We start from the raw sequence: 11,819 nt of genomic DNA, 5'->3' as shown, positions 1-11,819 counted from the left end.
AGGCAGGTAAAACAGGCTAATGAAGCTGTAAACGGTTAAAACTTTCAGTGAACCGCCCGGTGCGGACCCGCATGCCGGGTGGTGTGGGGAGGGCTGAAGAAAAGTCAGCCCTTACCCGATTTATACGCGGTGTCGCTAGATTTTTTGGACTACTTTTACTTGCTTTAAAGTATATTACGGAAAAAACATGCCAAATAAGTTTAAGATATATCTAATATTACTTTTATGCTTTTTTTATTGCATGCTTTCTGAAGCAAACTCTGCACTTGGAAAGTGCAAAGCAAGCTTTACAGCAAGTTTCTTGTCAGCATTTTCTGATATTCCATTTTCTGGCAAATTGCCCTTAAATCAATATGATGTTGCAATACCAGCTATTTTAGCTACTAATCAAAATGAAGCATTCGCCCTGCAACTTACCTGGTCAGATGTATCAGGCTTCTACAATAGAATATCAACAGATTTTAGAAGCTCAAATCCATTTAGTTATCGTAGCGATGCACCAAAAAACATTCTGATCAGAGGAGTCACATACAAAAGGCCTGAAGCTTCGGAGATGAAAAATATTCTTGATGAATTTCTTATTGCTGCAAAGCTTCAAGTTATCAGGGGAGGTATATGGGAAGCTTGCTTTACAACTATAACTATTGGTGAAAATATTCTATCTGGTAGAGCTCAGGGAGAGTCATACTTAATAGAAAGAGAATATTATCAAGCACTTGCTTCATTATCTTTTTTAATTGGTTCTCAATTTCCTGGATTACACTTTCTTAGCCCGATAGCTCAATCAGCTGCTGTTTCTATATTTAATTCATTTGTTGTGAGAAAAACGTCAAGAATGCACGCTGTTGCTTTTTCATTTTCGAATGGTGTTCTTTCTTACGTAATAGTTTTACCAGCACTTCTTACTTCAAAATACTGGAGCCCAGTAAATGATAAGCCACTCTTAAGATGGGTAATTCTCATGATGCCTTATTTACTCGAACAAGCTATACAGGTCTTCGAGTAAGGAGCTTGAGATTTTTGAGCGTATAACGCTTGCGTCAGGCGCCGCCGAAGGCGGTCGCCTGGACGCACTTGTTATACGCGAATTACTCGGAAGCGAGTTTAAAATTTTCTTTTATCCAAGCAAAACTTTGTAACGCTTTTTGTATTGTCTCTGGAGTGATACCAACCTTTTCTTTACCGTGGAAAAGATCATTTCTGTTTTTACTTATGACACGGTATTCTTTTTGCAGTTTTTTAACTGAAGTCTTCATATTGTAGTTTTTGTACAAAAACTTGAGCTTAGCGTACATGCTTACATGTATTTTGTCGTCTGGCCAATTTATCTTACCTACCATGTCAGGGAACTGGCTTGTGACAACTTCATCAGCTGGAAGCCAAAAAGCTTTAGGGCTACTTATTTCATCTAGTAACTCTGGCTTGCCAAGTTCCTCTGATATCATTTTGAACCCTTCATCGAAGAAAGCTTCTATACCTGCATTTAACCAAAACAATGCTTCTTCATGTTGCCCCATACCTGAATACATAACTGCAAGCGAACGACATTTTTCAGACCAAGCAATATCTTCAATCTCTCCAAAATCAAGATGAGTTACTTGATCTGTTGGTTGAGAAACTCTTATTAAATCAGAAGGAGCTCCCATTTTTTTCCATTCAATATTTTCAAAACTTGGAGTAGAGATTGACCATGTTATTTCATTTAAATCACGGGGACTAGGAACCCACTGGTTTTCACCATTGTGCTCAATCCTAATTTTCCACGCTATATCCCTAATTATTTTATAAGCAAGAACAAAACACTTCGGCCATCCATTCATTGGTGCCTTTTTTTGATGGAGCGTCTGCAGCGGTTCACTGTAAAGATCACAATCTATAAGTGATTCAAGTGAGATAACAATTCGACTATATCCTGATTGCCATCTTGATGGTGCTGAACTTTGAGCAGCTCCATCAACTTTAAAGAAATCTTCCTCAGACTGTTTGTAGGTAGGGATGATGGTGATTTCAAAAGGAATTTCATCCCACTTGGCTTTAATCGATAAAGGTGTTGCATATATGATATATGGTATTTTTGTTTCAATCTTCGTAATTAATGTCTTTTTTTCTAATCCATCTAAAATTGCAACAATTTTATCTTTTTGTTCAGAAAATTCTCTGAGCTTTTCATGATTCTTTGGTGAGGTAAAACTTTTAACTTTAATTCTAAAATCTTTAAGATGTTCTACTTTAATACTACTTGATCAAATTTCTCATAAACTTGTCCCTTTATTTTCTTCAAAGAAAAACTTAGAGTATTATGAGACAAGCCTTTCTCAGCTTTTATTAATGCTTCAAGAAAGCGATAATATAATTTATTGTTTTCTGGATTGAAGACGTAGGGTGTAGGCACAGTGAAACGATCGAACTTTAAGCAGCCGGAGTAAAGAAATAAACAAAGTGATAGATTAGCATTGTCTTTCTTGAAAGGAATATTCCTTTCAACCATCTCTAGTATTTCCAAGTATTCGGATTCAGTGTAATCATTGAAACTTGATATTGGATTAAAATTAGCCGGAAACATTTCTAGTATTTTTCGTTTTCCTTTTAGTTCTTTAATGTTACTCATAATTTACTACATGTTAGTGTGATAATTGATTTAGCGTATAACAGCTATTAAAACTCAAACAAGCAACATTAGATATTACGCGCACACGCGTTATATCCCCCCAAAACAGGGGCAACTAACTCACTTGAGGTTTATCCCTCTTTTTCAGGTCTCTGAAAAAGCCCTATTTATCAATAAGCTATATTACTTTCTGTTGATTGAGGAGAATAAGCCGCGCATAAGTTATTTGTTCGTTATCTGAGCAGGTTGACTGATGGTGATCAGTCTTTAGTCAAAACTTTTCTCAGACACGCTACCGCCCCGAGATTGACTGTTATTTAAACAACAGTGGAGTAATATCCCTGAACTCGTCACAGCATCCTGCTGGCTTATTTTTGCCGTTCATTCTGCCAGTCTTTTGTGTTGGAGGGTAGGGGGTATTACGTATTCTGTGGAAAGGTTGTTTTCAAGGAAGGGAAGAGCAACTGAGCAGCACAGTTGCTCTTGTTATAAGCAAGAAATACCTGTTGATCGGGTCGTTTAATTCAGTCTGATAGAGGCGTCTCCTACGCCCACGTCTGCCTGAATGGAGTGCTGGCCACTGCCTTCCCAGAAACTGGTGCCTCCTACCAGGTGGCGTTCACTGAAGTTTTTGCCGTCTTCTGCTTTGATTCTGGTGTCACCAATGCCGCTTTCGACTTTAATCTTTGAGAAGTCTTGCTGATTGCCTCTGATCTGGATGGTGCCCACACCCACATCAACATTCATGTCGGTATTGATATCTTCTATATCCGCTTCGCCGACACCTACGTCCAGATCCAGCTTCTTGACGGCTGGTAAATAGACCGTCCAGTTTTCTTCGTATTCTTTGCCTTCCGGGCCCACCCGGATCATGATGCGATCGTCTTTTTCTTTGATGGCCAGCTCAGCATTCTGAATGTTGTCGCTGAACCATTCTTCACTTTCACTGATTTTGATATCAATATGGATGTTGTTATCTTTTGAAGGTCGTATGTCTATATTGCCGACACGAACATCCAGCATGGCAATGGTCGAGGGGCTGACTTCAATTTCAGTACTTAACTGTCTGGTTTCACCTGCCAATAAGGCAGAGGCTGCGAATGTGCTAAGCAGCAGGCTGGCAGCAATGATGGTTTTGTTCATGGTTATTCTTCCACGTCGTTGATTCTTCCGATGAATGCATGACGTTTAATTTAACGTCCCTGTAGATGAGGGTCCTTTTAAATAAAGTGGCGTATTAAATTTCGGTCAGGGCATGATGGCCCCAGCTATCGAGCTTTTTATCTACAAAAATCAGCGGCGTGCATTCGTCTTTCGTGGTCATGCCATCGGCTTTTACTCGTTGAGTCCGATAGAACAGAACTTTTATTTTTTTATCGTTTCTGCTGTATGACTCAGTAAAGTCAGGTATACCCAGGTTATTGCGGACGCTTTCAATACTTTCACCTTCATTTAAACGCGAGACCTTTTCACGCTGCAGTTTGTCCGTTTCCTGCTGTTGGTTGTATTCAGGTCCTTTGGACTTGCTGCCGCCAATATTAATAGAGCAGCCACTCAGGGTGATGGCTGCAGGTAAAACCAGTGCGATCAGAAACAGGTGCTTTTTCATGTTGATTCCTTGTTTGTTTTTTTTATCAGAACTTTTTTCAGGCAAAGGAATCCCGTCATTGTAATAACAATGGCAAGGCAGGATTCCTGTTACTGATTAAACCGACGTGGTTTTATTTCCCAGGTCGCGAAACTCTCTGGCCATTCTGAACTGGCTGGAGGTGACGCACTCTTCCAGTCTGGACAGTCTGGTATCCAGTCTTTTCAGGCTTCGATCCAACTGCTTGACCGAAGTACGTGAGAGCCGGGCAGAAGAATAGCCAGTCTCAGTTGTTTCAGTACGGCTTGAGCTCTTTCCTTCTTCTGCCTGATGGTCGGGCAGATCAATTTTGATCTCTACTTTTTTCTTTTTAGATTTTTTTTTACCGGGTTTGCCTCTGTCGTCCTGGGTGAGGCTGAGCACTACACCAATAATGATATAAGGCACCATTATCTTGGAGACGGACGTTAAGTAAGCCAGAGCGACTACGGCAATTCTTACCGGGAGTACATCCAGTCCAAACCGGTTCGCAATATAGCTGCATACTCCCATGATGGCAGGTTCAGCCTGTCCGCAGTCCGATGGCTTGAATATTTTTCTCAGTACTCTCATGCCCGTGATCTCCAGTCAGGGACTTCGGCATCCAGAATGCGTTCCAGGGTGTGGATACGGTCTTCCATACCTTCCACACGATGGATGGCTGACTCAAATAGTTCCTGTGACTCTTCGTCCAGCTGTTTCGACTGTCTGATTCTGGAAACATAGTGAAACAGCAGCCAGGGCAAAAACAGGAATAGTGTCAGAATGGCGCTCAAGGGTACAAGCCCGTCCAGCATGGCCTCCATAATTTGTCCTTTCTTTCCTTATTGTGTGCCTAAGGGCTTACTTGTGTTCGGGTTAGTGCGACCGTCTTAATTAGTAAGCCGTGGCTGTTTATTATTGTGACCTTTACAGGGTAATGAAAAATGCCCCGTCATTGCCATGGTTTATTCTGACTTTTCTGTTTTCATCTGGTTTTTTAACGCTTCCAGTTCTTTCTCAACAGCGCTGTTGGCTTCAAGGGCTGCAAACTCATCTTGAAGGTTTGCTTTGCCCAGACCTTCGGCGTCCAGACGGCTGTCGAGCTCGTCTATCCCTCTTTCCATCTGTTCAAAGCGGGCTTCCTGGCGGAGGCGGGTTTCTTCCCGGGTCTTTTCACGCATTTTTACCCGATTAGAAGCCACTTGCTGACGAACCCTGATGGACTCAAGACGCTTGCGGGCATCTTTCATGGCATTTTGCAGCCGGGTGATGTCCTCATCGTGCTTGTTCAGTTGCTCTTCCAGTTCATCGAGGAAGGCGCTTTTCTCTTTGACATAGCCGAGGATTTTTTGTTTCTCGCCCAGAGCATGGCGGGCCAGATCTTCGCGTTCATGTTGAATCGCCAGAGTCGCTTTTTCTGTCCAGTCAGCCAGTGATTCCTGGTACCGGGCTACCTGTCGTTCTGTGTCTTTTTTCTGGGCAATGAGACGGGCCGCATCAGTTCGCACTTCTACCAGAGTTTCTTCCATTTCCTGAAGCATCAGTCTGGCCATTTTTTCAGGGTCTTCTGCCCGGTCCAGAAGGGAAGTGATGTTGGCGTTTAAAATGTCGCTCAAGCGTGAAAAGATGCTCATAGGTGCTTCCTTATCTTTTTGTTTGTTGTTATTCAGCGGTTTCCGTTGACTGCTCGTTCGCCTTGCTATCCTGACCCAGTTTCAGTGATTCAATCAGTTGTTGCTGGAGCTTGGCGATTTCTCCGGGAATTTCACTTTTAATTTCCTCGGCAATCTGATTCATGGCTTCCTGCACCAGCTCATCAATATTGAGATCTGGCAGCTGGGCGCATTCACCGTAAGCCGGTGTAATGGCCAGAGTCAGTGCGACAATAACAGATTGGATATAAGCTTTCATGGTTGTCTTCCCTGTATGATTGCGAAGTCGTTACTTATATACATTTCATGGAACGTGCCAACTTTTTAAAGTCATATAAGGCTTTGATATGTATAGAAATAAAATTTAATTTGGATTTTTGCTGAAAACAGTGTCTGGTGACTGATACCAGAATATGGTTTTATAAACTAAAAAATGGTGGCTAAGTCGCTACTGACACAAGGCCTGCCAAGGAATAATAAAAAACCATGCCTAGCCATAGAAAAGGAATGATTGGCGCCTCAACCGCCTTCCTGGAAATGATGGAAGCTGTGTCTCGCTATGCACGACACCAGAGACCTATTCTGGTGATTGGCGAGCGGGGAACCGGTAAGGAAGAAATTGCCAGTCGTCTGCATTTTTTGTCCCCCCGTTGGCAGCAAAATCTGGTGAAGCTGAATTGCGCCGCTTTTAGTGATGATTTGCTTGACTCCGAGCTGTTTGGCCATGAAGCGGGAGCGTTTACCGGTGCCCGGGCGCGTCGTACTGGTCTTTTTGAGTCTGCCGATGGGGGAACTCTGTTTCTCGATGAGCTCGCGACTATGGGGCCCCGACTTCAGGAAAAACTGCTTCGCGTCATTGAATACGGCGAGTTTTATCGTCTCGGCAGTTCCCAGAGTGTCAGAGTGGATGTCAGGGTGGTGGCTGCCACCAACGAGAATCTGCCAGAGCTGGCTGAAAGAGGTGAGTTCCGTCGGGATCTGCTGGATCGACTGGCCTTCGATGTCATTGCCGTACCGCCTCTAAGAGCCCGAAAAGACGACATTATGGAGCTGGCTCATCATTTTGCTTTTCGTATGGTTCAGGAGTTGGGGGATGAACTTGAGGAGAGCAGTTTTGCCGGTTTTACCGAACAGTCACTGGCAACGCTGATGGACTATCACTGGCCAGGTAATATCCGGGAGCTGAAAAATGCGGTTGAACGCAGTGTCTGTCACACGGAGCCGGGTGAGCCGATCACCCGTATTATTCTTGACCCTTTCCAGTCTCCCTGGCTGACAGGTCTGGAGTGCCGGGCAGGGGAGCCAGAGCAGAAGGAATCTCCCGCCTCAGAAGTAGCTATTCAGCGAATTGAGAATGGGCTGGTAGAAACGCATCTCAGTCAGCTGGAAAATGGGGAAGTGGTAAGTCTGAAATCGCTTCAGGCAAACGTAGAGCAGCTTTTATTGTCACGGGCACTGAGCAGTAGCCAGTTTCATCAGCGCAAGGCAGCCGAAAAACTGGGGCTGAGTTATGATCAGCTGCGAACCCTGGTGCGCAAATACCCGGAAGTATTGAGCGATTAATGATTCAGTGGGTATAGACAAAGCCACCATACATATATTTGGTGGATTCTGCTCCCAATATCAGAACCTGGTCGCCTTTGTTGAGTTTGCCACTCTGTCTCAGCCGGTCAAAACTGGCCCAGATGGCGGCAGAACCCAAATTACCTAATTGTCTTGCGTCGTTCACAATGCGTTCTTTGCTGATGTCGAGATAATCAGAAAGTTGTCGGTCTATATGGCCATTGGCCTGGTGGGGCAGGATGTAGGCGAACTGATCCAGCTTAAACCCCTGGCTCAGAATGGCTTCAATACCTTGGATAAACAGCTGCGCCCCCAGTTTTTTGATTGCCAGCGGATTGTGTTGAAAGGCAGGCATTCCATGCTGGCATGTTGGGTTGGCTGAACTGGCCCCTTCCAATTGAAAACCCGGTTCCTGACCCAGTCCGATATGGCCGGTAAAGCAGTGGCTGATGATGTGTTCCGAACTTGAGTCGTCTTGGCTCAGGATAACACTGCCTGAACCGTCTCCCATCTGTACGTAATTCACCAGCTGATTGATATCAACAAATTCAGGGCTAATGTCAAAGAACACCGAACCGACTTCGGTTCCGGTGAGTATCATGGGTTTCAGTTCACTGTCCTGCCCCAGCATGGATTGGGCTATCTGCAGGGCGTTGGCAAAGCCGGTGCAAGCCTGGCGCAGTTCCATATAAGGGCAGGGCAGTCTGAGTTGATCCGCTATCCAGGCAGCTCCCGAAGGAAGCAGGCTGTGAGGGGTCGCAGTATGCGTGACCAGAAATCCAGGCTCTGTCAGGTTGGCTTCTTTCATAGCCAGAGTGATGGATTCTTCCGCCAGATGGGTTGCCGACACTTGTGGCTGTGAAATAGCCTGATCCAGTCGTCTGCTCAAATGTCGGGATTGAATGCCCAGTTGTCTGGCCAGGGCATGACCTTTGCGAGCCATTCTTTCACCGCATGCCAGAGTTAAATGCGACATCAGTGTGTGATTGTCTACCGGCGCGCCGGGCAAGCTGGAACCACTGCCCAGCAGTTTCAGCCGGCCTTTGGCAAAATAGGCGGTCATACTCTGTTCCTCTTCAGGGCCAGCTCTTCGATTCGTTGAAAGAGAAGCCCGGTATTAACGTCTAAAGCTTTGAAGGCGTTTTCTTCTGTATTCAGCAGTGCAATCAGTTGGTGGTGCAGATCTGAGTGCTGGCCATCTTGTGTGTTATTGCTATTCAGAGATCTGGCGTGGGTTCGGGAGACATAAACATGCCGGGCTTCGTCCTCAAGAATTCTCTGAAAAAGACTTTGCATCGAAGGCTGATGGCGCATGGCCTGTGTCATGGCCGACATAATGACGCAAACACAGGCATCCAGTTGGCTGATCAGGATGAAATGCTCTTTGATGGTCCGGCTGTGCTTGTGCAGGCGGGCATAAAAAAGCTGACTTCGTCTTTTGATCAGTCGGATATCGTCGGGGGTAGGCAGCCATTGTTGAAGACGCTGCAAAGCCTGCTCGTGAATAAACTCATCCGCTTCAATCTGTTGTAATGCCTGCAGACTGCCAAAGCTATCAGTATTCAGGCGCTGGCACTCGTTATGAAAAACCAGCATGGCAGATTGTTCACCGCACAGGAGTAGAGGGACCAGTCGAGCCAGAGCGGATTTTTGTTCTTCATTCAATCCGGTCATGACAGCGTCTTCATTCTCCATCCATGCCTGCAGTGGATGGTTTTGATGCGGGCTGTGGGCAGAGTCGGGGATGGCAAAGCAGCTTAATTCTTTTTTCATTGCTGTACTCTTAGCCCGCATATTGCATGAAGTGTCGAGTTTGTCGCTCTGCTATTTTTTTGGCTGATACATTTTGTCGACATATTCATGCTTATTGCATGGATTTGTTGACAAAATGCTGTCATGGCGGAAAAAGAGCTAGCGAGAAGCCGACGAGTATCCAGATGGCAGTTTGTATTTTTGTCATTTTTGCCCGCAGCCCATGATAGGTATGTTGTTTCAGGTGATTTCATAGCGGCTTCATGCAATATGCGGGCTAAACCCGGTTCTTGATCCTGTGTCGGCCCAGAAAAGCGGGCAACACCATCAGGTCGGTCAGTAATGCCGCAATAAGCGTGGCAATACTCAAAAAGCTCAGCTCGGCAATGGGCCTGAAGTCGGATAACAGGCCGACCAGCAGAGCAATAATTAAAACCAGGCTGCTAACCCAGACTGCGGGCATCACGCTTTGCCACACGGCATCCAAAGCTTTGTCTGGCCCACTGGCTTTTCTCTGGCGTTGATATTTGATCAATACATGCAAAGTGTCGTCGACGATCACTCCCATGATCATGCCTACTACTACCGCACAACCCAGAGAGATGGGGCCGCCAGTGGCAGACCAGAAGCCATAAACCAGTAACACCGGAAAGAAGTTACTGAACATGGCCAGAATCATTGCCGTCCAGGAGCGAAGCAGTACTCCGATCAGCAAGGTAATTAACAACAGTGCAATCAGAAGTGAGGAAAACATGTTCAGGGCATTCTGATGACTGAGCTGGGCAAACATCATCTCTGCACTGGTTCCCCCCTTTATTGCTAATGACGGGGTGTTGAGCGCAAGCCATTGTCGGGTTTGAGCGTCGAATGCCATTAAGGCTCTGGAACTCAGGGCGTTCAGGTGCAGTTCCAGTCTGATTTGTTTGCCATCTGGGGTGATCAGACGCTCCAGGCCGGAAGAAGAGAGGTTCAGAAGTTGTTGTGCTTTTGCCAGTGCGCCCGCTTCCAGTAAATGCGCTGGCGGCATCAGAATCTGATTGATGCCCGGTCTCTGCTTTAACCATTGAGTCAACTGGTGCAGCTCTTTGATTTGTTGGGATCTTACTGTGTCCTGTTCAGACAATCTGACCACATAGTTGAGCGTGGTTGCTCCGGAGAATCGCTCGTCCATCTGATTAAGGCTGGTGCGAAAAGGATGCTGCTCGGGAAAATAATGAAAGACATTGTCGTCAATTCTCAGTTGGGTCAGGGCCGCTCCTGAAAGGATCAGTAAGAGAAGGCTGGAGGTAATCAGTTTTTTGTAATGTTTCGAGCAGAAAGCTTTCAGAGGGGCCGGTGAAATTCTATTCAGAACCCGGCTGGCTTCCTCTTTATTCAGCGTCATGGATGACAGGAAAAACCTCAGCCATGTCAGGGTTAGCAAGTAAGAAAGTACGATGCCAAGCGCAACGCTGATACCCACAATTTGAATCGGTGGGGAAGGACTGGTCAGCAGGAATAAAAACCCCGCTGCCGTGGTCAAACTGCTTAATGTCAGGGGCGTCAGGTTTTCCTGATAACTGTTTCTGACCGCTTCGTCTACGGGGGCTCCTGAGGCTACATGCTGATACATACCCAGCACGTTATGCATGGCAGTAACGATGGCCAGGGCAATTATGATGATGGGGACAAAAACGTTGATGGCGGTCAGGCTGATCTGAAAATAACCCAGTATGCCAAAGGCCGAGAGTACCGAGAGTGTGCCAGTGGCTATCAATAGCAATGCAATGGACAAACGCCGGAAAAGGGCGATCAAGACCGCCATCATTAACAGGATTAATCCCGGAGCAAACAGTTTGATGTCGTGTTTCACTACATCGATATAGGCGGTGTTCAGCGCCAGTGCGCCACTTAACAGGCTGGTGGTTCCCAGTGGCTGGTTCAGGTGCTGATCAACAAGGCTTTGGACTTTCTGATTGAATAAAAGAATTTCTTTGGCGTCTCCCGGTGAATCCAGAGAGACGTCCAGAACGATTAAGCCGGAGAGTCGATCTTTGCTGACTAGCAGTGAAGCGACGGTGGACTGGAAAGGAGTCTGGCTTTCTATCGGGGAGGCAAATTCATCTTCGGGGTCGACGACATAGGATTCAAAGCTGGTCACGTATTTTACGGAAGACAGTGACTCTAGGTCATCCTGAAGGGAGCGTACGGCTGGCAATAACCCGGGGCTGGTGTCCAGAGTCTCGCCTTCCGGAACCGTGACAATGACAGCCAGAGGGTCGAACAGGCCAAAGGTTTTGTTGATTTCATCCAGCTGCTTAACCCGGTCGTCCTGTTCTGAAAAATAGGCCCTGTAACTGGCATTACCTTTCACTCCGGTTATGCCGGTGATGGCAAACAGATAGAGGCTCATAACAGCCAGCAATACCAGTCCCCTGGCCAAAGGGTGATCCTGAACTCTCACCTCAATATCAATCCTTTTATGGGGACGTTTGTGAGACTGAATAATGAACAGTGCATTCAGTTTCTCATGGTCCCGTGTCATTTTTATTCAATGAAATGCCTTTCATTGTTTATTACATGACTCTACGACGAATGAAAGGTTTTGGATTCAGCAGGAACGGTATAAATTGAATTTGAATTGGTCAGGGGGTTT

At 45.8% G+C, this 11,819-nt stretch carries 13 protein-coding genes; 2 read left to right on the top strand and 11 right to left on the bottom strand.

Annotated elements, in window-relative coordinates:
• Positions 1-187: 187 nt before the first annotated feature.
• Positions 188-1,006, top strand: a complete 819-nt coding sequence (locus ACR2PX_RS01455; RefSeq protein ID WP_433997586.1) for a hypothetical protein — start codon at positions 188-190, stop codon at positions 1,004-1,006.
• Positions 1,007-1,088: 82 nt separating this feature from the next.
• Here the strand turns inward: ACR2PX_RS01455 and ACR2PX_RS01450 are convergent, their stop codons facing one another.
• The 8 genes from ACR2PX_RS01450 to ACR2PX_RS01415 all read right to left on the bottom strand — a co-directional run bounded on the left by ACR2PX_RS01450 (position 1,089) and on the right by ACR2PX_RS01415 (position 6,128).
• Positions 1,089-1,820, bottom strand: coding sequence for a hypothetical protein (locus ACR2PX_RS01450; protein WP_433997585.1), 732 nt, complete (start codon positions 1,818-1,820; stop codon positions 1,089-1,091).
• A 404-nt stretch (positions 1,821-2,224) separates the two neighbouring features.
• Positions 2,225-2,608 (bottom strand): hypothetical protein, encoded by a 384-nt coding sequence (locus ACR2PX_RS01445; RefSeq protein ID WP_433997584.1) that lies wholly within the window; start codon positions 2,606-2,608, stop codon positions 2,225-2,227.
• Between the two features lie 519 nt (positions 2,609-3,127).
• Positions 3,128-3,751 carry a hypothetical protein gene (locus ACR2PX_RS01440; RefSeq protein ID WP_433997583.1) on the bottom strand — a complete coding sequence of 208 codons (624 nt, stop codon included), beginning with the start codon at positions 3,749-3,751 and terminating at the stop codon, positions 3,128-3,130.
• Between the two features lie 94 nt (positions 3,752-3,845).
• A complete protein-coding gene (locus ACR2PX_RS01435; protein ID WP_433997582.1) occupies positions 3,846-4,217 on the bottom strand; it encodes a DUF3192 domain-containing protein in 372 nt (123 codons plus the stop codon).
• A gap of 96 nt (positions 4,218-4,313) precedes the next feature.
• Positions 4,314-4,808, bottom strand: coding sequence for a PspC domain-containing protein (locus ACR2PX_RS01430; RefSeq protein WP_433997581.1), 495 nt, complete (start codon positions 4,806-4,808; stop codon positions 4,314-4,316).
• Positions 4,805-5,032 carry an envelope stress response membrane protein PspB gene (pspB, locus tag ACR2PX_RS01425; RefSeq protein ID WP_433997580.1) on the bottom strand — a complete coding sequence of 76 codons (228 nt, stop codon included), beginning with the start codon at positions 5,030-5,032 and terminating at the stop codon, positions 4,805-4,807. The genes ACR2PX_RS01430 and pspB overlap by 4 nt, the downstream gene beginning before the upstream one ends.
• Before the next feature lie 150 nt (positions 5,033-5,182).
• Positions 5,183-5,851: a PspA/IM30 family protein gene (locus ACR2PX_RS01420; RefSeq protein WP_433997579.1), complete on the bottom strand. Its 669-nt coding sequence runs from the start codon at positions 5,849-5,851 to the stop codon at positions 5,183-5,185.
• 28 nt (positions 5,852-5,879) lie between these two features.
• Positions 5,880-6,128, bottom strand: a complete 249-nt coding sequence (locus tag ACR2PX_RS01415; RefSeq protein ID WP_433997578.1) for a hypothetical protein — start codon at positions 6,126-6,128, stop codon at positions 5,880-5,882.
• Between the two features lie 227 nt (positions 6,129-6,355).
• Between ACR2PX_RS01415 and pspF the strand changes: the two genes are divergently transcribed.
• Positions 6,356-7,432 carry a phage shock protein operon transcriptional activator gene (gene pspF / locus ACR2PX_RS01410; protein WP_433997577.1) on the top strand — a complete coding sequence of 359 codons (1,077 nt, stop codon included), beginning with the start codon at positions 6,356-6,358 and terminating at the stop codon, positions 7,430-7,432.
• Between the two features lie 4 nt (positions 7,433-7,436).
• On the opposite strand, the gene ACR2PX_RS01405 is transcribed toward pspF, so the two are convergent.
• From ACR2PX_RS01405 to ACR2PX_RS01395, 3 genes are all read right to left on the bottom strand, one after another.
• Complete coding sequence (locus tag ACR2PX_RS01405; protein ID WP_433997576.1) at positions 7,437-8,495, bottom strand: 3-oxoacyl-ACP synthase III family protein; 1,059 nt, start codon at positions 8,493-8,495, stop codon at positions 7,437-7,439.
• Entirely contained in the window at positions 8,492-9,205 is a 714-nt protein-coding gene (locus ACR2PX_RS01400; protein ID WP_433997575.1) for a hypothetical protein, read from the bottom strand. Before ACR2PX_RS01400 ends, ACR2PX_RS01405 begins: the two co-directional genes overlap by 4 nt.
• Positions 9,206-9,461: 256 nt before the next feature.
• The gene (locus ACR2PX_RS01395) at positions 9,462-11,708 is read right to left on the bottom strand and encodes an efflux RND transporter permease subunit (RefSeq protein WP_433997574.1); all 2,247 of its coding nucleotides are present in this window, start codon (positions 11,706-11,708) and stop codon (positions 9,462-9,464) included.
• Positions 11,709-11,819 lie beyond the last annotated feature (111 nt).

This window comes from Endozoicomonas sp. (genome assembly GCF_051008435.1).
Lineage (GTDB): Bacteria > Pseudomonadota > Gammaproteobacteria > Pseudomonadales > Endozoicomonadaceae > Endozoicomonas_A.
The sequence above is the reverse complement of the archived record's forward strand: the minus strand, read 5'-3'. Positions and strand labels throughout refer to the sequence as shown.

What these genes read in the sequence shown, in the direction of transcription:
- ACR2PX_RS01455 (WP_433997586.1), top strand. Translation starts at nt 188, where the DNA reads ATGCCAAATAAGTTTAAGATATATCTAATATTACTTTTATGCTTTTTT.
- ACR2PX_RS01395 (WP_433997574.1), bottom strand. Translation starts at nt 11,708, where the DNA reads ATGACACGGGACCATGAGAAACTGAATGCACTGTTCATTATTCAGTCT.
- ACR2PX_RS01440 (WP_433997583.1), bottom strand. Translation starts at nt 3,751, where the DNA reads ATGAACAAAACCATCATTGCTGCCAGCCTGCTGCTTAGCACATTCGCA.
- ACR2PX_RS01430 (WP_433997581.1), bottom strand. Translation starts at nt 4,808, where the DNA reads ATGAGAGTACTGAGAAAAATATTCAAGCCATCGGACTGCGGACAGGCT.
- ACR2PX_RS01435 (WP_433997582.1), bottom strand. Translation starts at nt 4,217, where the DNA reads ATGAAAAAGCACCTGTTTCTGATCGCACTGGTTTTACCTGCAGCCATC.
- ACR2PX_RS01450 (WP_433997585.1), bottom strand. Translation starts at nt 1,820, where the DNA reads ATGAATGGATGGCCGAAGTGTTTTGTTCTTGCTTATAAAATAATTAGG.
- pspF (WP_433997577.1), top strand. Translation starts at nt 6,356, where the DNA reads ATGCCTAGCCATAGAAAAGGAATGATTGGCGCCTCAACCGCCTTCCTG.
- pspB (WP_433997580.1), bottom strand. Translation starts at nt 5,032, where the DNA reads ATGCTGGACGGGCTTGTACCCTTGAGCGCCATTCTGACACTATTCCTG.
- ACR2PX_RS01420 (WP_433997579.1), bottom strand. Translation starts at nt 5,851, where the DNA reads ATGAGCATCTTTTCACGCTTGAGCGACATTTTAAACGCCAACATCACT.
- ACR2PX_RS01405 (WP_433997576.1), bottom strand. Translation starts at nt 8,495, where the DNA reads ATGACCGCCTATTTTGCCAAAGGCCGGCTGAAACTGCTGGGCAGTGGT.
- ACR2PX_RS01400 (WP_433997575.1), bottom strand. Translation starts at nt 9,205, where the DNA reads ATGAAAAAAGAATTAAGCTGCTTTGCCATCCCCGACTCTGCCCACAGC.
- ACR2PX_RS01415 (WP_433997578.1), bottom strand. Translation starts at nt 6,128, where the DNA reads ATGAAAGCTTATATCCAATCTGTTATTGTCGCACTGACTCTGGCCATT.
- ACR2PX_RS01445 (WP_433997584.1), bottom strand. Translation starts at nt 2,608, where the DNA reads ATGAGTAACATTAAAGAACTAAAAGGAAAACGAAAAATACTAGAAATG.